Source organism: Hyalangium versicolor (assembly GCF_020103695.1).
Classification (GTDB): Bacteria; Myxococcota; Myxococcia; order Myxococcales; family Myxococcaceae; genus Hyalangium; species Hyalangium versicolor.
In genome coordinates this window covers 1-23,102 of the sequence record NZ_JAHXBF010000057.1, presented here as the reverse complement: position 1 = coordinate 23,102, position 23,102 = coordinate 1, and the positions used below count along the sequence as shown (strand labels likewise).

Below are 23,102 nucleotides of genomic sequence, written 5' to 3'. Positions count from 1 at the left end.
AGGTGCCCTCGAGGCCACTGGGCTCAGGTGACCAGCTTCTGGATGTTGCCGAGCGCCCGGTAGAAACCTCCCCGAGCGGACGGGAGCACCTTCTCCACCACGTAGCGTGCGCCCTCCTCACGCGCGGCGCGCGGGAACTGCACGTGCCAGTCCTTCTCGAAGCCCGGAGAGACCACTCGCACCCGGAGCTGGCTCCCATCCCGGAAGCACTCCACCACCACTCCGCCCTTCGCGCTTCGAGTCGTCTCCAGCGCCGTCTCGGTCACCGCCTTGAGCTTGGGGGCCTTGACCTCCTTCTCCTCGGGGACCACGCCGCGCTGCGCGTCCGCGATGGCCGCCTCGCTGGCGTCGATGCAGGCCAGGTACCCGTAGTGGGTCACCACGTAGACCTTCTCCTCGAAGTACTGCATCGACTGCGCCGCCCCGTGGCCCGAGTCCAGCTTCCACAGCCGCTCGCCCTCCTCGGTGAAGCAGTAGATGGCTCCGTGGTCGTCTCCGGCGAAGACGTACTTGCCATCCGGCGCGGTGGCGCACGAGCAGAGGTACGAGTCACACTTGTAGACCGTCTGCACGTCCCCCTTCTTCGTGAAGCGGTGCACCGTCCCGTTGGCCGTGGAGGCGAACACCGTGCCCTCCTCCTGCCAGCCGAACCCGATCCAGCCGTTCGTCGGCTTCGTCCACAGGGCCTCGCCGTCGTCCCGGTTGTACATCGTCACGCCCTTGCTGTGCCCGTGGTACACGCCCACCTCGTCCACGCGCACCATCCAGCCCTTGTCCCCCTTGCTCTTCTTCGACCACTGAGTCTCTTCCTCGTGGTTGAAGGTGCTCACGTTGCCCAGCGCGTCCGAGACCGCCAGCAGCCCGTCGTGGATGTCGATCCAGAAGATGTCCACGTTCTCCGCGATCGAGTACGCCACCCGGGGCGCCTTGCCGGACAAGTCGTAGACGTTGCCGTCGTCGCAGCTCGCGTAGATCCACGCCGAGTCCCGCACGATGCTCTTCACCCCATCCGGCAGCTTGAACTTGAGGTGCACCTTGCCCTGGTGGTCCATGGCGAAGATCTCCCCCGCCTCGTTGCCCACCCAGCACTGATCCTTGTCGATCGAGATGCCCAGCGCGCTGGTGCCGGACTGGAAGCTCCACAGGACGGGCGCCTGCCGGGTCGTGTTCCCCTTGGGCTTCGGCTTGCTCGAACCCAGCATCGCGGAGCGGCGGGTGACCGAGCGCTTCGCTCGCTCCCCCATCACCGCCTGGGCGTAGCCCTTCTTGATCTTCTCGTTGACCTTCTTGGTGGCCTCCGCCTTCGCCTTCTCGGGCGTGGGGAAGCTCGCCTCCGAGGACTGACCCGCGTCGCCGATCCGCCCGTAGCGCGTGGTCAGCTTCTTCCCGTCGATCGTCACCTCGTAGAACTTGTGCGCGCTGCCCTCGGACAGCTCCAAGTAGATCTTCTCCTGCGCCATGAAATCCCTCCCACCGCGAGCGTAGACGAAGCCCATGAAAAACGCCGTGCCGGGTTTCCCCAGCACGGCGTTCGGGTTCTCAGCGATGCGTCATGCCTGGGGATCAGGCCTCGGCGGTCGCATCCTTCTTGGCGGAAGCCGAGGGCACCCGGCAGCGCAGCTCCGTCTCGGCCTCCAGCGCCGTGAGGTTCTCCCGCATCGCCTTCGCCCACTTCGCCTTCGGCTGCTCCATCAACTTCTCGTGGGCCATGTCGATGGTCTCGCTCAGCTCGTCATCGCTGAGCTCAGAGGCCGTCTTCCCCTTGTAGGGGCCGAAGGCCACCACCGTCGCCGAGCTCTTGGGACGCGGCGTCTCGGCGGGCGCCTCCTCCTTCACGTCCATGGTGAGCTGAGCCGGCTCGCTGCTGGCCTTCTCCTCCTTCGCCGCGACCGGCAGGGGAGGGAAGGACGCCTTCACCGGACCCGGCTTCACCCCGAGCACCTCGTACGTGCCGCTGCCCGTACTGGGCGTCGGCTCCTCGTGGAGCGCTGGCGTCTCGTACTCCTCCGCCGGCATCTCCTCGCGGACGTACAGGCCACCGAAGGCCTCCGGGTACGCCTTGCGCAACGCCGCCACGCGCGCGCACTTCTCGATCATCGTCGTGGGGATCTTCGCCCACAGCGGCGTCTGCTGCACGTAGCCCGAGAAGTCCAGCCACACCACCACCGGCAGCTTGTCCTCTCGCACCACTCGCGCCCAGGCGCCCACCAGCGCGCCCTTGCGCTTGGCAGGGTTGAAGCGGTGCACCACCTCTCCCTTGCCTTGATCGACGATGATCTCGTCCTCCGCGTACACCGCACTCGCCTGGATGCCCTTGAAGTCCGGGAAGCGCTCGGCTCTCGCCAGCATGCCCGCCTCCGAGGGCTGGAACTCGTACCGCGTCGTCCAGGTGGGCCGCTCCCGACTTCCGGTGTTCTGCCGGCGACCCACGCAGAACGCCTCCTTCAGCAGTGGATCCAACCCCGAGCGCTTGCACTGCTCGATGAAGAGCGTGAACTCGTCCTCCCCAATCCCCTTGGGGCAGATCGTCCTGCGGATGAGTTCCACGCGCTCCCGGCTCCACGGCGACTGGGCCGCCGTGGACGTCTCCACCTTGTTCTGTGCTTCCGTCACTGTGCTTCTCCGTTCGAAAAGGCGGACACCTCCGTCCGCCTGCTTGGCGTGCTGCGCTACGACCACGTCTCTGAGGATGCTTCCCGCGAAAGTCCCGGACGGGACGATCACGGGGCGCAGCGTGGTTCAACAGAGCACCCGGATCATGTGATCCCGAGCATCGCTCCGGCATGGGCGGCTGCCTCCGCCGGTCGGAGGGCGAACGGGCGGGCCGGGATCAGCGGAATGAAGGGGGTGCGAAAAAACGTTTTGACAGCGCGGGCAGGCTTCTGTAGACACCGCCGCCACTTGGCGATGCGTCACAGCGCCGCTCGGTCAGCCAATGCGGGAGCGTAGCTCAATTGGCAGAGCAATGGACTCTTAATCCATAGGTTGTGGGTTCGATTCCCTCCGCTCTCACTGTCGGGGCTCCTTCAGAAATGAGGGAGCCCCGACGTCTTTCCGGGGTCCTCCGCTTCGTGAGCAGGCAAGGCCGTCCGGGGCTGAACACCTGGAACGTTTCGGAGTAGAAGGACGCAGCGCCGTTGGGGCGGGTGGCGAAACTGGTAGACGCGCCAGACTTAGGATCTGGTACCGCAAGGTGTGAGGGTTCGATTCCCTCCTCGCCCATTTCGCGTTGACCCGTCCGTGCGTATCCCCTAAAGGCGCACCTCCCACTCACCATTTCTCATCCGGCGCTGGCGCGGAGCCCCCGCCCGGCGAGCGAGGCGTTCATGAAGGTCCAGGTCGAGGAGCTGTCACCCATCGAGAAGAAGCTCTCCATCGAGGTCGACAGCGCGCGCGTGGCGGAGGAGCTCACGCGCGCCTATACGGCGATCGGCAAGCAGGTGCGGCTGCCCGGCTTCCGGCAGGGCAAGGTCCCCCGCCGCATCCTCGAGCAGAAGTTCCGCGAGCAGGTCGAGGACGACGTCATCCAGCGCGTCGTGCAGACCGCCTACGTGGAGGCCGTCACCCAGCACAAGGTGGAGCCGGTGAGCCAGCCCCAGGTCACCAACTCCGGCCTCAAGCCCGGCGCCCCCTTCAGCTTCGAGGCCCGCGTCGAAGTCAAACCCAAGGTCGAGGCCAAGGACTACAAGGAAGTGCCGCTCAAGAAGACCGAGACGGCCGTGGACGACGCCCAGGTCAACGAGCAGATCGAGAAGATGCGCCAGTCCGGCAGCCGCCTGGAGCCCGTGGCGGATCGCGACGTGGCCAAGGCCGGTGACTTCGCCACCGTGGACTACGAGGCCACCATCGACGGCCAGCCCTTCACCGGCAGCAAGGCCGAAGGCGTCACCGCCGAGATCACCCCGGGCGAGCTGGTGGACTCCAACATCGCCGCCCTCGAGGGCGTCAAGGTCGGGGACACCAAGGAGATCGACTACGCCTTCCCGCAGGACTACCGGGTGGAAGAGGTGAAGGGGAAGACGGCCCGCTTCAAGCTCCACCTCAAGGGCCTGAAGACGAAGATCGTCCCCGAGCTGAACGACGACTTCGCCAAGGAGGCCGGCGCGGAGAACGCGGAGGACCTGCGCAAGAAGGTGCGCTCCAACCTGGAGGCCACCCAGAAGTCCAAGGTCGAGAACGAGGAGCGCGAGGCGCTCATCAAGGCCCTGGTCGAGCGCAACCCCTTCGAGGTGCCCAAGGCCATGGTGGAGCGCGCCATCGACTCCATGCTGGAGGGCGCACTGCGTCAGATGCAGCGCTCCGGCCTGGATGTCCGCAACCTGGGCCTGGACTTCATGCGCCTGCGCGAGGAGATGCGCGAGCGCGCCGTCCAGGAGGTGAAGGGCACGCTCCTGTTCGAGTCCATCGCCGAGAAGGAGAGCATCCAGGCGAGCGACGCGGACATCGAGAAGAAGATCGAAGAGCTGGCGACCGAGTCCGGCCAGCCGGTGTCCAACATCCGCAAGTACTTCAGCCGCCCGGATGACAGGCTGGGGTTGAGCCTCCGACTGCGGGAAGAAAAGACCATTGAATTCCTGAAGGCTCAGGCGAAGTATTCTTAGGCTCTTTCGCCGAGTCCTTCCGAGGTCGACACGACATGCCCTTCATGCCCATTCCCTACGTCATCGAGCAGACCCATCGGGGTGAGCGCTCGTACGACATCTACAGCAGGCTCCTGAAGGACCGCATCGTCATGCTCGGGACCGAGATCGACGATGACGTGTCCAACGCCATCGTCGCTCAGCTCCTGTTTCTCGAGTCCGAGGATCCGGACAAGGACATCAACCTCTACATCAACTCGCCCGGCGGCTCGGTCACCGCGGGCCTGGCCATCTACGACACCATGCAGTACGTGAAGTGTCCGGTGTCCACCATCTGCGTGGGGCAGGCGGCCTCCATGGGGGCCGTGCTCCTGCTCGCCGGTGCCAAGGGCAAGCGCTACGCCCTGCCCAGCGCCCGCATCATGATCCACCAGCCGCTCGGTGGAGCCCGCGGCCAGGCGACCGACATCGAGATCCAGGCCAAGGAAATCCTGCGGATGCGCGCCAAGCTCAACGACTTGATCGTCAAGCACACCGGCCAGCCGCTTGAGCGGGTAGAGAAGGACACCGACCGCGATTACTTCATGGGCGCGTCCGAGGCGAAGATCTACGGCATCCTCGACGAGATCCAGAACGCCCGGAAGCCGGTGGTGGCGGCCAAGGACGAGAAGAAGTAGCCGCGCGAACTGTCGCGAGGCAGCCAGCCGGAGCCGCGGGAATGTGCCCCCCGCGCTCCGGCTTTGTGCTTCCTGCGGCCCCTACGAAACGCTGTTAACTTCTGCCCAGGTGCATGGACGTTCCGGCGTGGGGCTGACTAGATTGAGCCGGGGCCAGGGGTACGGACGGTTTTTGGAAGCTTTCTTCCAGAGAGGCGCAGCGAGGGCATCATGGCGGGTAAGAACGTGGAACGAAAAGACAATCAGACCCTCTGCTGCTCCTTCTGCGGCAAGTCGCAGAAGGAGGTGAAGAAGCTCATCGCCGGGCCGACGGTGTACATCTGCGACGAGTGCATCGGCCTGTGCAACGACATCATCGCGGAGGAGATCGACCGCGAGGAGACCAAGGACACCAAGCTGCGCATCCCTCGGCCCAACGAGATCAAGGCCATCCTCGACGAGTACGTCGTGGGCCAGGACCGGGCCAAGAAGGTGCTCTCGGTGGCGGTGCACAACCACTACAAGCGCATCGAGTCCAAGGTCCAGATGGACGATGTGGAGCTGCAGAAGAGCAACATCCTCCTGCTGGGCCCCACCGGTAGCGGCAAGACGCTGCTGGCGCAGACGCTGGCGCGCATCCTCAACGTCCCCTTCACCATCGCGGACGCCACCTGCCTCACCGAGGCCGGCTACGTGGGTGAGGACGTGGAGAACATCATCGTCAACCTGCTCCAGGCCGCCGACCACGATATTGAACGCGCCCAGCGCGGCATCGTCTACATCGACGAGATCGACAAGATCGCTCGCAAGTCGGAGAACCCCTCCATCACCCGCGACGTGTCCGGCGAGGGCGTGCAGCAGGCCCTGCTGAAGATCATCGAGGGGACCATCGCCAACGTGCCCCCGAAGGGTGGCCGCAAGCACCCCCAGCAGGAGTTCCTGCAGGTCGACACGACGAACATCCTCTTCATCTGCGGCGGTGCGTTCGGCGGGCTGGAGCAGATCATCGAGCGCCGCCTGGGCGGCCGCAGCCTGGGCTTCGGCGCGGACATCCAGTCCAAGAAGCAGCGCAACCTCACCGAGCTGCTCAAGCACGTGGAGCCGGAGGACCTGCTGAAGTTCGGAATGATTCCGGAGTTCATCGGCCGCCTGCCCATCATCACCGCGCTGGAGGAACTGGACGAGCCCGCGCTGGTGAACATCCTCAGCCAGCCGAAGAACGCGCTCACCAAGCAGTACCGCAAGCTCTTCGACCTGGACGGGGTGACGCTCAAGTTCACCGAGGGGGCGCTCAAGGCGATTGCCTCCGAGGCCATCCGCCGCAAGGCCGGCGCCCGCGGCCTGCGCTCCATCCTCGAGTCCGCCATGCTCGACGTGATGTACGAGCTGCCGTCCCGCAAGACGGCCCGCGAGGTGCTCATCTCCGAAGAGGTCATCTTCAAGAAGAGCGAGCCCGTGGTGCTCTACGCCGCCGACAAGGAAGAGCCCAAGAAGGAGTCCGCGTAGACCCTCACCCAGGGGTATGACGGGGCGCGTCAGGAACCGCGAGAGCGGATCCGACGCGCCCTGTGTGTTTCAAGGGACTGATGATGGGAGGCAGGCGTGCAGGCTGTTGTCCCGGCCCGCACTTTTTGTGGGCCGCACGCGGTCCTTCCTGTATCTGGAATCCTCCATGAAGAGACTGCTGCTCTCCGCATCGGTGGTGCTCGCCGCTTGCTCCGGCTCGCGACAGGCGCTGCACGAAGAGCCCCCTGCGGCCGCAGCTCCCGCCACCGCGCAGGCCGTGGCGGTCTCTCTTCCGCAAGGAACGCAACATATGAACTATCCGGCGACACGCTCGGAGCCCATCGTGGACACCCTGCACGGGGTCTCGGTGGCCGATCCGTACCGCTGGCTCGAGGACGAGAAGGCCCCCGAGGTCCAGGCCTGGATGAAGGCCGAGGACGCGCTCACCCGGCAGTGGCTGGCGCGGGTGCCGAGCCGTGACGCGCTCGCACGCCGCTTCCACGAGCTGTTCTACGTGGACTCCATCTCCGCCCCCATCCGCCGCGGCACCCGCTACTTCTACGCCCGCACCCACAAGGACCAGGAGAAGGCCATCATCTACTGGCGCGAGGGTGAGCACGGGCCGGAGAAGGTCCTGCTCGATCCGAACGGCTGGAGCCAGGATGGCACCGTGTCGCTCGGGGTGTGGAACCCCTCGTGGGACGGGCGCAAGGTGGTCTTCGCCCAGCGCCCCAATGCCGCCGACGAGGCCGTGCTCCACGTGCTCGACGTGGACACGGGCGAGTGGTCCAAGACGGACGTCATCCCCGGTGCCAAGTACGCCAGCCCCAAGTGGACCCCGGACGGCAAGGCCTTCTATTACGAGTGGCTCCCGGTGGACGCCTCCATCGCCGTGGACCAGCGGCCCGGCTACACGGAGCTGCGCCACCACGTGCTGGGCTCGGATCCGAAGAAGGACGCGGTGGTGCACCCGCGCATCGGGGACCCGACTACGTTCCTCGCCGGAGACCTCAGCCGCGACGGCAAGTACCTGTTCGTCTACGTCATCCGCGGCTGGAGCGAGAACGACATCTATTGGAAGCGGGTGGGAGAGAAGGACTTCCGCCTGCTGGTGAAGGGCGAGGGCGCGAGGTACGCGCTGCAGACCTGGAAGGACCAGTTCTACATCTCCACCGATGAGGGGGCTCCCCGGCAGCACATCTTCCGCGTCTCCCCGGCGAAGCCCGAGCGGGCCGCGTGGCAGGAGATCGTCCCCGAGGATCCCGTCGCCTCGCTGGAGAGCATGCAGATCGTCGGCGGGCACCTGGCCATGGAGTACCTGCGGGATGCCGCCAGCGAGCTGCGGCTGACGACGCTCGAGGGCAAGCCGGTGCGCACCGTGACGCTGCCCGGCGTGGGCGCGGCCAGCAACCTGGTGGGGCTGGAGGATCAGGACGAGGCCTTCTTCCTCTTCAGCTCCTTCACCGTCCCCAAGCAGGTCTACAAGACGTCCGTCTCCACCGGGAAGGTGGAGCTGTGGGCCAAGGTGGAGCTCCCCGTCGACACCGAGCGCTACACGGTGGATCAGGTCTTCTATCCGTCGAAGGACGGCACGAAGATCCCCCTGTTCCTGGTGCACCGCAAGGAGCTGCAGCGGGACGGTGAGCGGCCTACCCTGTTGTACGGGTACGGCGGCTTCAACGTGAGCATGCAGCCCGGGTTCCGCGCCAGCATCCTCCCGTGGCTGGACGCGGGCGGGGTGTTCGCCGTGGCCAACCTGCGCGGCGGTGGCGAGTACGGCAAGGCCTGGCACGAGGCTGGCCGCCTGCACCACAAGCAGAACGTCTTCGACGACTTCCACGCCGCCGCCGAGTACCTGGTGCGCGAGAAGTACACGCGGCCAGGCAGGCTGGCCATCAACGGAGGCAGCAACGGGGGCTTGCTCGTGGGCGCGGCGATGACGCAGCGGCCGGAGCTCTACGGCGCCGTGGTGTGCGGCGTGCCCCTGCTGGACATGGTGCGCTACCCCCTGTTCGGCAGCGGCCGCACCTGGGTGCCCGAGTACGGGTCTCCCGAGGATGCCAAGGACTTCCAGGTCCTCTACGCCTACTCGCCCTACCATGCCCTGAAGGCCGGGGTGCGATACCCACCGCTGCTGATGATGTCCGCGGACCACGATGACCGGGTGGACCCCATGCACGCGCGCAAGTTCGTGGCCGCAGTCCAGAACCTCCCAGGACAGGCCGCTCCCATCCTGTTGCGCATCGAGTCCAACGCGGGCCACACCGGAGCGGATCAAGTGGCCAAGGCGATCGAGTCCAGTGCGGACCTCTTCGCCTTCCTCTTCCAGACCTTTGAAATGACGGGAACGGCCGGTGGAGCGACGGCTGAGGCCCAGTGAAGCAAGCGGACGCTCGGCCACGGACGGGTGTTCCCTTGATGGCAGGTGGCTGCTCCCCAACCTTTAGCCGGGGAACGGCAGAGAGACTCACCGTGTTATAGAACCGTCTTTGTATCTCGTCCGTCTGCCTGGCAGACGGGCTGGCAATTCACTAGGGACTTGCGACTCCGGTCGGCAAGCAGGCAGGTGGCGAGCAAATGTTCTTCGGACGTGACGACAAGAAGGATGAAAAGAAGCGGGGACTGACGGTTCCGCTCCTGCCCCTTCGGGACATCATCGTGTTCCCGCACATGGTGGTGCCGCTGTTCGTCGGCCGGGAGAAGTCCATCGCGGCCCTCAAGGACGCAATGGCGCACAAGGGCCCTGATGACAAGGCCGTCATCCTCCTGGCCGCCCAGAAGAAGGCCAAGACGAACGACCCGACTCCCGACGACATCTTCCACTTCGGCACCATCGGCCATGTCATCCAGCTGCTCCCGCTGCCGGATGGCACCGTCAAGGTGCTCGTCGAGGGTGTGCGCAGGGCCAAGGTGAAGAAGTTCCAGCCCAACGACGCCTTCTTCATGGTCGAAGTGGAGGAAGTCGAGGAGCAGAGCGAGAAGAGCGTGGAGCTCGAGGCCCTGGTGCGCAGCGTGCACTCGGTCTTCGAGGCCTTCGTCAAGCTCAACAAGCGGATTCCTCCCGAGATGCTGATGCAGGTGGCCAGCATCGATGACCCGGCCCGGCTGGCGGACACCATCGTCGCCCACCTGTCGCTGAAGCTGAACGACAAGCAGGCGCTGCTCGAGACGGAGAGCCCGGCCAAGCGGCTGGAGAAGCTCTACGAGCTGATGCAGGGCGAGATCGAGATCCTCCAGGTGGAGAAGAAGATCCGCACCCGCGTCAAGAAGCAGATGGAGAAGACCCAGAAGGAGTACTACCTGAATGAGCAGATGCAGGCCATTCAGAAGGAGCTGGGCGAGCGGGACGAGTTCAAGAACGAGATCCAGGAGATCGAGGAGAAGCTCAAGAACAAGCGGATGAGCAAGGAGGCCACGCTCAAGGTCAAGAAGGAGCTGAAGAAGCTCCGGATGATGAGCCCGATGAGCGCCGAGGCCACCGTCGTTCGCAACTACATCGACTGGATCATCAGCCTGCCCTGGTACGAGGAGACCCAGGATCGCCTGGACGTCACCGAGGCCGAGCGGGTGCTCAACGAGGACCACTACGGCCTGAAGAAGCCGAAGGAGCGCATCCTCGAGTACCTGGCCGTGCAGCAGCTGGTGAAGAAGCTCAAGGGCCCCGTGCTCTGCTTCGTCGGGCCTCCGGGCGTGGGCAAGACGTCGCTGGCTCGCTCGATTGCCCGGGCCACCGGCCGCAAGTTCGTCCGTCTGTCCCTGGGCGGCGTGCGGGACGAGGCCGAGATTCGCGGCCACCGGCGCACGTACATCGGCGCGATGCCGGGCAAGCTCATCCAGAGCCTCAAGAAGGCGGGCAGCAACAACCCCGTGTTCCTGCTGGACGAGATCGACAAGATGTCCACCGACTTCCGTGGCGACCCGAGCGCGGCGCTCCTGGAGGTGCTGGACCCCGAGCAGAACCACAACTTCAACGATCACTACCTGGACCTCGACTACGACTTGTCCAAGGTGATGTTCATCTGCACCGCGAACACGATGCACAACATCCCCGGTCCTCTGCAGGACCGCATGGAGGTGATTCGCATCGCGGGCTACACCGAGCCGGAGAAGCTCAGCATCGCCCGGCGCTACCTGATCCCCAAGGAGCAGGAGGCCAATGGGCTGACCGAGCTCAAGGTGGACTTCACCAACGACTCGCTGCGCACCATCATCCACCGGTACACGCGCGAGTCTGGCGTGCGCTCGCTGGAGCGTGAGATCGGCGGCGTGTTCCGGAAGATCGCGCGTGACGTGCTGAAGAACGGCAAGCGCGACATGCACGTGGACCGCAAGCTGACCATGAAGTTCCTGGGCACCCCGCGCTACCGCTACGGCGTGGCCGAGAGCGAGGACCAGGTGGGCATCGTCACCGGTCTGGCGTGGACCGAGATGGGAGGAGAGATCCTCACCACCGAGGCCACCGTCATGCCGGGCAAGGGCAAGCTCATCATCACCGGCAAGCTGGGCGAGGTGATGCAGGAGTCCGCCCAGGCGGCCATGTCCTACGTGCGCTCGCGCGCCGACCGGTTCGGCATCGACCGGAAGGTGTTCGAGAACTACGACATCCATGTCCACCTGCCCGAGGGCGCCATCCCCAAGGACGGTCCGTCCGCTGGTGTCACCATGTGCACCGCGCTCGTGTCTGCCCTCACCAAGGTCCCGGTGCGCAGGGATGTGGCGATGACGGGTGAGATCACCCTGCGCGGGCGAGTGCTTCCCATCGGCGGCCTGAAGGAGAAGACCCTGGCGGCGCACCGCGCCGGCATCAAGACGGTCCTCATCCCCAAGGCCAACAAGAAGGATCTCAAGGACATCCCCAAGAAGATCCGAGACCAGCTGCGCATCATCCCCGTGGAGTTCGTGGACGATGTTCTCCGCGTGGCGCTGGTGCTCGAGAAGCCCGAGGAGTTCGGTCGCAAGCCCGCCGGCGATGGGCTGAAGGGGCCGAGCGTTCCGGAGGCGCAGCCGGCTCCGGCTGGCGCTCCGGCCTAGCGCTCAGGGCGCGGTGAGGGCTTGCTCCCTCACTGCGTCCCCTCCCAGGGGTAGGAGGTTCTGCTCCTGGGAATCCTGTGGTTTGTTGAATTTTGACAGTTTTCTTAAATTCCGGGATTCTCCGCCCGCCGCAGGGCCGCCCCTCAACCCCAGGCCCTGCGAGTGGAGGAGTCCCCGTGAAGATCCAGATCCTGAAGGTTGCCTCGTTGTCTCTGGCTGCGCTACCCCTGCTCGTGAGCTGTGGCGGCGGCTTCAAGGAAGACATCAAGGGGCGCTGGGCCAGCACCACTTGCGAGGTCCGTCCGGGCGCCAACGGCTCGAGCCTCTACGTCAAGCGTGAATACGACATCCAGGATGAGACCTGGACGGGCACGCTGACCTTCTTCGCCGACGACAAGTGCGCCACTCCGTCCGTCGTGGCCGTGGCCGAGGGCCCGTACACCATCGGCGAGGAGTCCTCGAAGGTGGCGGGCAATTACGACGCCGCGTTCACCCTCGGGAAGATGCGGCTGACCACGAAGGATGAGGGCACCAACGGGTTCCTCAACAGCGCTCCGCCGAACTCGTGCGGCGCGCAGCCGTGGTCCGTGAACGTCGCCCAGGACATCACCGTGACCAAGGGCTGTGTCCTGCTGGGCGTGGATCTCCAGAACTGCGGCGTGGAGTACGAGCTGGTGAAGCTCGAGAACGACGAGCTGCTCTTCGGCGCTCGCCCGGCCGACGGCAGCGGCCCGTGCTCCGCCGACAAGCGGACCAGCACGGCCAGCTACCAGGGCCCCCTGAAGAAGGTCGAGTGAGTCTCTGAGCGGGGAGGGGCGTGGGCATGCCCCTCCTTGCGGCTCCTGCTCGCCGCGCTCCCTGGAATCCTGTCCAGGCGAGCGGGGCGGTGGGGCGTCAGGTGTGTTGCCGCCGTTCCTTTTGCCGCCCTTCGCGCTAGAACTCGCGCCGGTGGCTTCTCGTCCTCGACTCGTGCTGGCGCTCATGGGGCTGTGGCTCGCCGCGGCCTGTGGGCCTTGCGGCTTCCAGCCGGATCCCGGCATCAAGATCGTCGTCCCCGCGATGCCCACCACCCTGGACTGGAGCTTCTCGGACCCGGCCAGCTGGGCGAACTACCCGGTCATGCTCGCCACCCAGAAGGGGCTCACCACCCTGGGGACGGACAACTCCGTGCAGCCAGGGCTCGCCGAGCGCTGGGAGCGCGTGCGCGATGCCCAGGGGCATGAGGTCTACACCTTTCATCTGCGCTCGGATGTGCGCTGGTCCGATGGCGTCACGCCGCTGACCGCCCAGGACTTCGTCTTCGGCTGGCGCCGGGCCATGCTCGGCCGCGAGCGCGGGGAGATGGCGGAGATTGCCGGGGTTCGCGAGGCGCTGGAGCTGCAGGAGAAGGGGGCGTCCGGGGAGAAGGTGCTCGCGGCGCTCGAGCACACGGGGGTAGAGGCGTTGGATGCGCAGACCCTGCGCGTGACGCTGGAGCGGCCTCGCAACTACTTCCTGTCTCGCCTGGCCAACGTCTACCTGTTCTTCCCCGCGCCCTCCGCGGACCTCGTGGGGAAGTCCGACGAGGAGATCCGCGACTACTTCGATCGGCCTCGGGAGGGCCGGCCGCTGTCGCTTGGGCCGTACCGCGTGGAGCAATGGGATCGGGCCGGTGAGCGGGTGCGGCTGGTGCACAACCCGGCCTCCGCGTTCCAACCGCCGCTGGGGCCCGGTGAGCGTCCGGCTCCCGTGGTGACATTGATGAAGTCGGAGATCGGTTCGGCACTTTACGAGCGGGGGCGGGTGGACTTCGTCTTCATCGACAGCGCGTTGGCACTGCGTGGGAAGCGCCCGGCGGACCTCCACTACGAGCCGCTGCTCTCCACCTACTTCCTGGTCTTCAACACCGAGCGCCCGCCGTTGAACCGGCCCGAGGTGCGGCGAGCCATCTCCCGTGCGCTGGACCGGGATGCGCTGCTGGCGGGACTGCTGCCCGCGGTGCGGCCTTCGAATGTGTTGCTGCCGCCGGAGCTGCCTGGAGCCGCTACCCCCGAGGAGGCTGCGCTCCTGCCTCACTTCGATCGGGACCGGGCTCGTGAAGAGCTGCGTGGCGTGCCGGGACTGGATCGCCCGCTGCGCCTCGTTTTCAAGGCTGGGGACTCTTTCGTTCCGGAGGTGGCCATCGCCGAGCGCATCGTCGCGCAGCTGGCCACGGTGGGCATCACGGTGACGCTCGATGCGCGCTCGGACTTCTCGGCGGAGGTGGCCCGGCGCACTCCGGAGGGGCCTCGTGCGTACGACTTGTACATGCGCCGGCTGGGCGCCGATTACGCGCACCCGAACACCTTCTTCACCCTCTTCGAGCGCGAGGGGAACCATCAGTCAGGCTGGGAAACCCAGGCCGGTGGCGAGCCCATGGCGCGCTTCGAGCGGTTGTTGGAGGAGGCCGACGCGGAGGCTGATACCGAGCGGGCTCGAACGCTGTACGTCCAGGCCCAGCAGGTGCTTCTGGAGGAGCAGGCTGTGATTGCTCCGCTGTACCACCCGGATCGCTACTACCGCGCCCGGGCGAAGCTGCGTGGCCTGGATGTGGATCCGTTCAACTTCCTTGCTTTGAAGTCCCTTCGGCTTGCGCTCGAACCGGGGCAGGGGAGTGCCTCGCCATGAGGCAGCTCTTCGTCCGGCTCGGCCGGCAGCTCGTGCTTGTTCCCATCGTGGCGCTGGCCTCGTACTTCCTCATGGCCAGCCTGCCGCTCACGACCGAGTCGGATGCCAAGCGTCAGGTGTCTCCGGAGCTGGCGGCTTCGTACCAGCGGGATCTCGGCATCGGCGAGCCCCTGGGCTTCCTGCGCCCCTGGGAGAAGCTCTTCCGCGGCGAGCGGTTGGGCACGAGCGCCCAGGGTGTTACGGGCGATGAGCTGCTCCTCAAGCTCTCCGGCAGCGTCGGCGTGGGGCTGGTGGCGCTCGTGCTTGCGCTCCTCTGGGCGATGGGCTTCGCTTTGCTCAAGAACCGCTGGAAGCGTGGGCGGCTCTCGGTGCTCGGGGATGCGGTGCCCGCTGTGGCCTTCGGGACGCCCGTCTTCATCCCCGCGCTCCTGCTGGCTCCCGCCGTGGTCGAGCGCGGGAACATGCTCCCCGAGCTCACCGCCGCGCTCGTCATCTCCGTGTGGCCCGGCATCTTCCTCGGCACGCTGCTCGGAGACGCGCTGGAGACCGAGCTGACTCGCGACTATGTGCGCACTGCTGCCAGCAAGGGGCTCGCGCCTGGGGTGGTGCTCCGCCGCCACATCCTGCCCAACGTGCTGCCGGCGCTGCTGGATGCCATCGGCCCCGTGGCCACCGCGCTGCTCGCGGGCTCCTTCGCCGCGGAGCGCGTCTTTGGCCTGCCGTACTTCGGCCAGCTGTACGTGCTTGCTGTGCTCCAGAAGCAGGTGGCGGTCGTCGTGGTGGCCACGACGGTGTTTGCCTCGGTGCTCGTCGTGGTGGCGCTCGTCATCGAGGTGGTGCGGCTCATCGTCGATCCCCGCTCCCGAGAATCCAGGACCTGAGGCGTGTTCTCGGCATAGGGTCAGGCGGGGGACGGGAACCCGTCCGGTCCCGACTGGTCGGTACCAGCGCTCTGCTCAGAGCGGCGCGTGTCGGGTTGCCGCAATCCCAGGAGACGCACTCATGCCGGAGTTGGTGTTCTTTCGCAGAGGCGAGGAGGTGCTCCGGGTAGGAGTGGGAAGCACGCGTCTGGTGCTCGGCCGCGGGGAGAGCTGTGATGTCGTCATCCCGGATCCCACCGTGAGCCGCCAGCATGTGGCGCTCCAGTACGACGGCGCGCTCTGCCTGATGGAGGATCTCTCTGGCCACGGCACGCTCGTGGCCGGCAAGCCCATGACGCAGGGAGAGCTGGCGGATGGGGTGGACTTGAGCCTCGGCTCGTGGCGCGCTGTCTTCCGGCTGAGCAGCGCAGGGGCGTCGGATGGGCCCACCGGTGTGGGGCGGGGCACCGATGTTCAATCCCGCGAGACTCCCGAGCAGGACTTGCCACCTGTCCAGGTGCGAGTGAAGCAGGGCACCACCGAGTTCGTTCATGAGATCCGCGAGGACACCTTCACCCTGGGCAAGGATCCCGCCAACGCTCTGGTGATCCAGGATCGCTTCATCTCCAACCGACACCTGAAGGTGACTCGGAGTGACGGCGGCTTTCACGTGGTGGATCTGAACTCCACCAATGGCTCGTTCCTGGGGAGCACACGCATCTTCGAGGCGGAGATCGCGCTGGGCACCGCGCTGCGAGTGGGAGAGACGGAGCTGTTCTTCGAGCCGGTGCCTCGGGGGCAGCCGCAGACGTCCTTTTACGGCATCATCGGCGGTGACGCCGCGATGAGGCAGCTCCAGGAGCTGATCCAGCGGGTGGCGCCCTCGGCCGTCACGGTGGCCATTCTGGGCGAGTCCGGTACCGGCAAGGAATTGGTGGCCCGGGCCATTCACGACTGCTCCCCGCGTGCCGCTCAGCCCTTCATCCCCATCAACTGCGCGGCGATCTCTCCACAGCTGATCGAGAGTGAGTTGTTCGGCCACGAGAAGGGTGCTTTCACCGGCGCCGAGGTGAGGCGAAAGGGCGCTTTCGAGGCTGCCCACGGCGGCACGCTCTTCCTGGACGAGGTTGGAGAGCTGCCGCTGGAGCTGCAGGCCAAGCTGCTGCGCGTGTTGGAGAACGGAGAGGTCAAACTTGTGGGAGCCACGCGCCCGCTTCAGGTGGACGTGCGAGTGGTGGCTGCGACCAACCGTGAATTGCTGGCCCAGGTCCGCGACGGGAAGTTTCGTGAGGATCTGTACTTCCGGCTGTGCGGCATTCCGCTGGTGCTTCCGCCGCTGCGCCGTCGGCCCGGAGACGTGAGGACGCTGGCTGAGCACTTCGTGCGGGCCTACTCGCCTCGAGGGCAGACGGTGAAGTTCACCGCGGCCGCGCTGGACAAGCTCCAGCAGCACACGTGGCCTGGCAATGTCCGGGAGCTGCGCAACGTGGTGAACCGCGCCCTGCTGCTGCGCAAGGGACCGAAGATCGACGTGGATGATGTGTCGTTCGAAGCGGGAGTGCTGCGCGAGCCGGAGGGACTGGCGAACCTCGAGCTGCCGATGGGCGCGACGCTGGGGCAGATGATGGAGCGGCTGGAGCGGCAGGTGATCGAGAACACGTTGCGACGCTTCCTGCACAACAGGGAGCGTACGGCCCGGGCGCTGGGACTGAGCCGCGCCAGCCTCTACAGGCGGCTGAAGGAGTGGGGGCTCGACCCGGAAGATGGAGAGTGAGCCGTCCCAAGTCGCCTTTAATAGATGACGTCGGCGTGGCCTTCGAGCAATGCCCTGATCCTGTCTTCGCTGACGCCCGCCTCTTTCGCCAGGGCTGTGGCCGAGTAGGTCATGGCAGCGGTTGCCTTGGGATATCTGTCAAAGCCAGTGAACCAGGGACGAATCTCTCGCGGCCAGGTCATAGAGGCGAACTCACGGCTCCTTCGGTAGGGGTCCAGAAGGGTGAAGTAGGGCCAGCGAGGAAATTTCAAGGTGCGAGCGTCGCACCCGACGAACCGGCACGCGTGGAGGTGCGCAGCGGTGAAATCGCAGTCCTCGATTCCACCCATATCCTGATGGATCAGCCCGTAATCTGGCTCATGCCCGAAATCACAAGAGAAGAGGCGCCCTGTGAAACGGCAGCCTTTTAGATGGGCGGTGTACCAGACGGCATTCTTGAGTTGTCTCTTGACCTCGATGTGGCAGTCAATGAACCGTGGGCCGTTCAGGTGGAGGAGCTCGGACGATACCCGTAGAACGATCGTACAGCGCCTCAGTACCAGGTTGGGTCCGAGATAGTAGCGGATGTTCTTGGCGCCAAGCTCCAGCCTCTCACCCTCCAGGGTCCGTTCCTCGATGATGAGGTTCTCGGGATAGTCGGAGTGCATGCCCTCTGCCCCTCAGAAGCCGATCATCCGGAACAGCTCCTTCGCCATGCGCTGGCTACCCGTTCAAGGCAGACTCTGGTCCAGTTTCCCAAAGACACGCGTGAACTCGGCCTGACAAGCATCAAGGACGGCGCCTTGATCAGCAAAGAGTGCGGCGACGAGCTTTAACGACTCAACGTCGATTTCAGACCGGTCTGACGCTGCAAACGTGCGAAACAAAGTCCTTGCCAAGACTGGAGCAACCGAATCTTGCGCTGTAATGGTTCCGTGAGAGAGAGCCGTCACACGACGAGACAAGACTTTCTCCATGAACTCCCACGCATCACTCAGCTGTCTTGGCTTGATTGGCGGACCCGACCACCCCGGCGTTGTGGACGAGGCGAAACCGAAGCCGGCGATGTGGCCGGCCAAAAACCGAAAGGCCGCGCGATAATCAGCCATATCGCGCTCCAAGCATCGACGGTAATCGAGACAGCAGAAGTTGGGATGATGTTTAATGAACTCGATCTCGACACAGCGAGATAGCACAACATCGCTCTCTACCATTAACTCTAGCGTAATCTCCGAGTTCCAATAATGCTTGTCCTCCTTGGGGTCATGCCACCAGGGACCGTCTCCCTTCGTTGGATCGTAGCGTTGGAGCAGGTCATCGTGGTTTTTGCTCGTTGCAAGGAGTCTGGGCGCCTTGACGTTGTAGGTCATGGCCTCGACCCAGTAGTAGTTGAGCCCCTTGACAAGTTCCGACCACTCAAATGCGAACTGAATGTTCCCGTATCGGGATCCGTTGACCCAGCTGTTGGGTGAGAACCAGTTCACGAGGATGCGGTGGGTATTCAGCTTGCTCTTGTCGTGGATGAGACCAGCGCGAAGCTTCCCTTGGGCAAGAATTTGGTGAGCAACCGAAACATGCGCGACATGATAGGTGCGGCCAAGGGGTATGCAGGTGGGGTTGAACTTGGGTGGCTCGTAAGGCACACCGACCTTGAATTCTTTCCATTCACCCTCGGTGGTCATCTTGTGCTCCGCTGGGGCCCGTCACACGCTCGAACGACACTCCCAAGTTCCCGACCTGTTCGAGTGCGTTCTTGACCTCCTCCGAGACAATGAACGCCGTCTTGAACTTCCTCGGCCTCAAGACATGTGCGCCTTCATTCTTTGCAGGGGCAATCCGCAAGCCGTAGACCCAACGGTATGCACCTCTGTGCTCAGGATGCGGGTCATCCTGCTCGTACGGCTGTATCTCCTCGCATCGCGCCTCATCAATGCAGTCGACAAGTCTTGTTGCGTTGACGATGAAGAAATTCTCAAGTTCTCTCCCCACCGTCACCGGGAATAACTGTACGTCGTCAGGGGCAAGCACCCTGAAGACATTCCCAACTGCTTCGCTGACGATTGGCACTCGCTCTACTCCAGCGAACATGAAAGTGCGCCTCACGCCCTGATTCCGAACCTGAGCCTTGATGGGTCCAGGGTTGGGCAGAACACGCCCATCCGTGAACATCCAAGGTTCCTCGAACTCCCCTCCAGATGCTGGAACGGGAGTCGTGATGTACCACTGAGGCACATCGGCAATATCCACCCAGTAGAAATGACGTTCCACCTCAATCTCCCGCCTTCACGATGAGTCGCCGCAATCTTGAGCCCGGCGTCAGCAACTCATTCGCAATCTTCGCAAGCTCTTTCAATAACTCGGGCCGACAAGTCTCAGGGGTCTTGCATCGGCTCACGGCATCTTGCAGGCGCCCCACTACTGCTTTGTGGTATGCCGCTGTGTGTGGCCCCTCGTGCCCCTTGAGCCGTACTTGGTTTGCCACATCCTCCAGACTCATCCCCGCCTTCCTGAAGATGTCCTCGCAGATTGGCGTCCACGGACCACCCGTCGCAGCGGAAATCGAGTTCTTGTTCGTGCAGATGTGATGAATCGGCCCCTCTTCGTCGCCTGGAACTTTCCCCTCCTGGTACATCGCCAAGGCAGTAGTAGCTCCAGGGGCCAGCGCGACATTGAGCACTCCAGCCGCGGGCAGCGCGATGGAGGTCACGCCACCATTCAGGGCCGCCCCAAGCTGGAATCCAGCCTCGGCCTCCGCGCGAAGAGCCGCCTGGGGAAATCCAGGAAGCTTGGGGCCCTGAGCTGCCATCGCCCCTCTTCCTCCAAGCGCCGCAGTGACCAGGAGCACCAGGACGCGCGTGCCGTTTGTCCCCAATACCCTCCCGAACTTGTGCCCGATGTCTTGTAGCTCGATGACACTCATCGCCGTCCCCGCATCATCCCACAACTGGACGAAACCTCGCCCTATCTCCCAGACCGGCACCACTCCGAGGTAGGCCACCATCGCCGCCGTCAGCGCGACCGCGAGGGCCTTGGTGATCGGCTCGGGCAGGGTGATGGTGAGGAACAAGGCCAGAGCGGCCGAGGTCACCATGGCTTTGAGCGCCGCTGGGTTCAGCATTTTGCCGACCTCGGCCTCGACGCTCTCCCACACGGTATCGAGTGCGAACGAGAGCGCCATCAATGTCCGGTCCTTGCGCGAGAACGTCAGCCCCGTCCCACCCACCAGGGACAAACACTCGTCCGCGTCGGGGCAAATGCGTGCGTGTAGCGACTCTGGTGAACTGCCCGAGCCAGGATCCGCGAGCCCCTTCGAGGATGCGAGCAACCTCCTGGACCGTACCCACCCGAGCTTGTCCGCCTCTTCCGTTTCCCGGAACGCCACATCCATCCGCAAGTCGAGGATGAGCTGCGTGAGGGCTGACTTGAACTCCTCGTCGCTCACCTTGACTGGTGCGACATCGACCGACTCGTGGACGACTTCCTGGCCGTTCCCCGTATCGATATGGACGACACGGGGTGTCGCGCACCCTGCTGCCAGAAGCAGTACAGACACCAGTGCAATGAACCTCATGGACTCCCCCGATGACGCCTCTCGGAAATTGGGAGGCGCGCCGTCTTTGTTTTGAGCTCTGACTACTTCACGGGGGCTCCATGTGCTGCAAGTGCACTCCGCTGGGTGCTCTAGATGAGCTGGGAGCGCCAGTTGACAGGCAGTGTCTCAAAGACCGGGCACCTGTTCTGCGAGGCCAGGAACTCGCGCACTTGGGCCCGGTCTGTCTTTGCGAAGCCTGACTTGAGGCCGTCAAGAGAGGGCTTCTCGTCCTCCTTCTTTTTCGGCTCAAGCTCCATGTCCGGGAGAAAGTCCACGCTGGGCACCTCGTCGTTCACGTTGGACCTGCTCTCTACCTTCTTCTTGCTCCGTTCGTTCTGTGGCTTGGCCTTGGCCTTGACCTTGGAGGGGTCGCCGATGGTGCCTTGGACTCCCTGGTTGCGGGCGGCGATCCAGTTGATCTTCTTCGGGTACGTCTTGCCCTGGTATTGCTGGATGACCCACTGGCCGGTGCGCGTAGGGGGCCTCTTGAGCAGGATGCGCTCGTACCCGAGCCCGATGCTGTGCCACGCCGACATCCGTTCACCACCCTGGCTGTTGACCTCCTCCATGTAGCGCACGCAGAAGCCCATCAGCGCCATGGCCTCGAGGTTCCCGCTGCGCATCCCCAGGTGACGCGTGTCGCAAGCGCGGTGCAGCAACTCATAGAGGCGGAACTGATGGATCCGGCCCTTCCCGAACGTTCCTTCCCAGGACCCCTTCTTCCAGAAGTTGGTGAGGTTGAAGATGCGCGGTGACTTGAAGCTCGCGTTGAGCTTCTCGCAGATCACGTCGAACTTTCGCGCCCGGCCCTCCTTGGCCTCGAGGTGAACGACCGGAGGATCGCCGGTGATGATCACATAGTACCCGAGCCCCAGTGCCTCCAGTGCCAGCTGCTCCACGCCTGTGAAGCTCGTGTCGTGCTCGACATGGATTTCTCCCTTCTTGCCGGTGAATCGGCTCCAGAGGACGAGGACCTTCTCGCCCTTCATCTCCTCGAAGGGCAGCCCCGTGTCCACCAGCCAGCTGACCAGCGTGGGGCACTGGTTCCAGAAGCCCCCCGTGTCGGAGACGCCCCAATCCTCGCGGATCCACGAGCGCGCCTGGGTGTCCTTCCAGTAGCCCTGGATGCTCAGGTAGAGCGTGCCCAGGTAGTAGGGCATGGGCAGGAAGATCTCACGGGCCGTCTTGAAGATCTCCGTGATCTTGAGGTTCTTGGCCTTCTTGTCCTTGGTGGATACGTAGACCCGCGTGGGGTCGCAGGTCTTGAGGAACCCCTCGATGTCGCCGGTGTGATCGAGGGCGAGATCCGTCCCTCGCATGATCAGCACCCGTGCGTCGGGGTTGAGGCTCATCGTGGCGCCGATGCCGAACATGTCTCCGCTCATTTCACCGCCCAGCAGGCAGAGCAGGGGTACGGTCAGGACCAGTTCTCGCTGCACATGGCGTACGAAGAAGGCGTAGTGCGGGTTCTCCTGGAAGCGGAGTTTGGTCGCGTTCCAGCCGCCATCGGTGTAGCGGCGCCTCAGGTCTTCGATCATCGGACCGAGCTCGTCGTACCTCTCGAGGAACTCGAGGTTCTCAATGAAGCAGCCGCTCATTTCGTCGACGAAGCGCTGGATCTGACCCTCCATCGAACCAGGAAGCGAGTCGAGGATCTCCCACCACTCATCGGCTTGATTGCCGGTGACGTCATAGATCCAGCTGGCCACCATGGCGGTGAACGCCTGCTCTGGCATCTCGCCCAGGTGTTCGCCGAGAGCGCCGCGGATCCGATTGAGGAAATATTCTTGCCACATGCCGGGATCTAAACGGCGCCGTTCGAGCGGGTCAAACGCGGGACCTGCTCTCACCAGCGCTCATCGACGGGCAGGAGGTTGCTTCTCCTACGTGGGAGGCTCGGCCAGGGAAAGGTAGGGGCGCCAGGCTGAACACCGGCGAGGGTGGGCATTCGGGCAATGCCAGCAAACACCCCAGCGGTATCGACATGCGATTATCCTCCCATGACTCACCCCATGACGAAGCTACCGAAGGGCCCCCCCAGCGCCATCCTGCAGCAGCTGCGGTACATGCGGGATCCCTTCAAGCTGTTCCGCGACTGCCGCGACCGCTACGGCGACCCGTTCTACCTCCCCGGCCTGGAGTGCGGATTTGTGGTGACCGGCGAGCCGGAGGGGCTCCGCACCATCTTCGGTGCGGACCCCGGCATCTACGATCCCGTCTACGCCAAGCTGATGGCGCCGCTCATCGGCGAGAACTCCATCCTCATCCAGACCGGCGATCGCCACCGCGCCCTGCGCAAGCTCCAGGCGCCCCCCTTCCACAGCGCGCGGATGAAGGCGTACGGCGCCCTCATTCGCGACCTCACGCTGGCGCGGCTCAACGCGCTCCCGCGCGGGCAGCCGTTCTCCGCCCACCACCTCACCCAATCCCTCTCGCTGGACGTGATCATCCAGGCCGTCTTCGGCGTCACCGACCGGT

17 protein-coding genes and 2 tRNA genes are annotated in these 23,102 nt (G+C 64.7%); 12 read left to right on the top strand and 7 right to left on the bottom strand.

Annotated elements, in window-relative coordinates; genetic code table 11:
• Positions 1-23: 23 nt before the first annotated feature.
• Both KY501_RS52065 and bet read right to left on the bottom strand, forming a co-directional pair.
• On the bottom strand, positions 24-1,460 hold the full coding sequence (locus KY501_RS52065; protein WP_224373064.1) for a WGR domain-containing protein: 1,437 nt from the start codon (positions 1,458-1,460) through the stop codon (positions 24-26).
• A 103-nt stretch (positions 1,461-1,563) separates the two neighbouring features.
• Positions 1,564-2,613 carry a phage recombination protein Bet gene (bet, locus tag KY501_RS52060; RefSeq protein ID WP_224373063.1) on the bottom strand — a complete coding sequence of 350 codons (1,050 nt, stop codon included), beginning with the start codon at positions 2,611-2,613 and terminating at the stop codon, positions 1,564-1,566.
• Positions 2,614-2,939: 326 nt separating this feature from the next.
• Between bet and KY501_RS52055 the strand changes: the two genes are divergently transcribed.
• The 11 genes from KY501_RS52055 to KY501_RS52005 all read left to right on the top strand — a co-directional run bounded on the left by KY501_RS52055 (position 2,940) and on the right by KY501_RS52005 (position 17,053).
• A tRNA-Lys gene (locus tag KY501_RS52055) sits at positions 2,940-3,012 on the top strand.
• Between the two features lie 128 nt (positions 3,013-3,140).
• A tRNA-Leu gene (locus tag KY501_RS52050) sits at positions 3,141-3,222 on the top strand.
• Between the two features lie 104 nt (positions 3,223-3,326).
• On the top strand, positions 3,327-4,601 hold the full coding sequence (gene tig / locus KY501_RS52045) for a trigger factor (RefSeq protein ID WP_224373062.1): 1,275 nt from the start codon (positions 3,327-3,329) through the stop codon (positions 4,599-4,601).
• A gap of 35 nt (positions 4,602-4,636) precedes the next feature.
• Entirely contained in the window at positions 4,637-5,257 is a 621-nt protein-coding gene (gene clpP / locus KY501_RS52040) for an ATP-dependent Clp endopeptidase proteolytic subunit ClpP (RefSeq protein ID WP_224373061.1), read from the top strand.
• 210 nt (positions 5,258-5,467) lie between these two features.
• Entirely contained in the window at positions 5,468-6,742 is a 1,275-nt protein-coding gene (gene clpX, locus KY501_RS52035; protein ID WP_224373060.1) for an ATP-dependent Clp protease ATP-binding subunit ClpX, read from the top strand.
• 310 nt (positions 6,743-7,052) lie between these two features.
• A complete protein-coding gene (locus KY501_RS52030) occupies positions 7,053-9,122 on the top strand; it encodes a prolyl oligopeptidase family serine peptidase (protein ID WP_224373069.1) in 2,070 nt (689 codons plus the stop codon).
• Positions 9,123-9,319: 197 nt separating this feature from the next.
• Complete coding sequence (gene lon / locus KY501_RS52025; protein ID WP_224373059.1) at positions 9,320-11,773, top strand: endopeptidase La; 2,454 nt, start codon at positions 9,320-9,322, stop codon at positions 11,771-11,773.
• A 176-nt stretch (positions 11,774-11,949) separates the two neighbouring features.
• Complete coding sequence (locus KY501_RS52020; protein ID WP_224373058.1) at positions 11,950-12,570, top strand: hypothetical protein; 621 nt, start codon at positions 11,950-11,952, stop codon at positions 12,568-12,570.
• A gap of 184 nt (positions 12,571-12,754) precedes the next feature.
• The gene (locus tag KY501_RS52015) at positions 12,755-14,419 is read left to right on the top strand and encodes a peptide ABC transporter substrate-binding protein (protein ID WP_224373068.1); all 1,665 of its coding nucleotides are present in this window, start codon (positions 12,755-12,757) and stop codon (positions 14,417-14,419) included.
• Positions 14,416-15,300: an ABC transporter permease subunit gene (locus KY501_RS52010; RefSeq protein WP_224373057.1), complete on the top strand. Its 885-nt coding sequence runs from the start codon at positions 14,416-14,418 to the stop codon at positions 15,298-15,300. Before KY501_RS52015 ends, KY501_RS52010 begins: the two co-directional genes overlap by 4 nt.
• Positions 15,301-15,421: 121 nt before the next feature.
• Entirely contained in the window at positions 15,422-17,053 is a 1,632-nt protein-coding gene (locus KY501_RS52005; protein ID WP_224373056.1) for a sigma 54-interacting transcriptional regulator, read from the top strand.
• Between the two features lie 17 nt (positions 17,054-17,070).
• Here the strand turns inward: KY501_RS52005 and KY501_RS52000 are convergent, their stop codons facing one another.
• From KY501_RS52000 to KY501_RS51980, 5 genes are all read right to left on the bottom strand, one after another.
• Positions 17,071-17,700 carry a pentapeptide repeat-containing protein gene (locus KY501_RS52000; protein ID WP_224373055.1) on the bottom strand — a complete coding sequence of 210 codons (630 nt, stop codon included), beginning with the start codon at positions 17,698-17,700 and terminating at the stop codon, positions 17,071-17,073.
• A 63-nt stretch (positions 17,701-17,763) separates the two neighbouring features.
• A complete protein-coding gene (locus KY501_RS51995) occupies positions 17,764-18,714 on the bottom strand; it encodes a hypothetical protein (protein ID WP_224373054.1) in 951 nt (316 codons plus the stop codon).
• Positions 18,698-19,300, bottom strand: coding sequence for an imm11 family protein (locus tag KY501_RS51990; RefSeq protein WP_224373053.1), 603 nt, complete (start codon positions 19,298-19,300; stop codon positions 18,698-18,700). The genes KY501_RS51995 and KY501_RS51990 overlap by 17 nt, the downstream gene beginning before the upstream one ends.
• Before the next feature lies 1 nt (position 19,301).
• Positions 19,302-20,603, bottom strand: coding sequence for an AHH domain-containing protein (locus KY501_RS51985; RefSeq protein ID WP_224373052.1), 1,302 nt, complete (start codon positions 20,601-20,603; stop codon positions 19,302-19,304).
• Positions 20,604-20,713: 110 nt separating this feature from the next.
• On the bottom strand, positions 20,714-22,420 hold the full coding sequence (locus tag KY501_RS51980; protein ID WP_224373051.1) for a hypothetical protein: 1,707 nt from the start codon (positions 22,418-22,420) through the stop codon (positions 20,714-20,716).
• A gap of 216 nt (positions 22,421-22,636) precedes the next feature.
• On the opposite strand from KY501_RS51980, the gene KY501_RS51975 reads away from it, so the two are divergent.
• On the top strand, positions 22,637-23,102 hold a 466-nt coding region (locus tag KY501_RS51975; RefSeq protein WP_224373050.1), incomplete at its 3' end, for a cytochrome P450.